General features: G+C 58.5%; 1 protein-coding gene. It reads left to right on the top strand.

Annotated elements, in window-relative coordinates; translation table 11 throughout:
• Window positions 1-213: penicillin-binding transpeptidase domain-containing protein (locus EN949_RS35695; RefSeq protein ID WP_281039806.1), on the top strand; the 213-nt coding region annotated here is incomplete at its 5' end.
• Between the last annotated feature and the right edge of the window lie 180 nt (window positions 214-393).

Here is a 393-nt window from a genome sequence, read left to right as displayed (position 1 = left end):
GTGCAGGGCAAGACCGGAAGCACCAGGCTGCGCAACGATGCCGACAAGGTTCAGGATAAGCGCTCGCTTGGGTGGTTCGTCGGCTGGGCGAACAAGGATGGCCGCCAGATCGTCTTTGCGCGCCTTGTCGTCGACACCGATCGGACCGATATGCCCAAAGGCCTCAAGACCCGAGCCGCGTTCCTGAAGGACCTGCCGCTGCTCATCAAATGAAGTCTGACATTTGAGCCGGGCTTTACGGCGGCGGAATCTGTCCATAAAAGACAGCCGCTGCCGGACGCATCCGGCCTACTCTTTGCATGTCGTAACCCCAAAACCGTCCACACACTTTTGGGCGACATGCATTTCAACCACCCGCGCTCGTTTGCGGGACTGGATAGGAGATATACATGC

This window comes from Mesorhizobium sp. M7A.F.Ca.US.007.01.2.1, from assembly GCF_003998165.1.
Lineage (GTDB): Bacteria > Pseudomonadota > Alphaproteobacteria > Rhizobiales > Rhizobiaceae > Mesorhizobium > Mesorhizobium ciceri.
The sequence above is the reverse complement of the archived record's forward strand: the minus strand, read 5'-3'. Positions and strand labels throughout refer to the sequence as shown.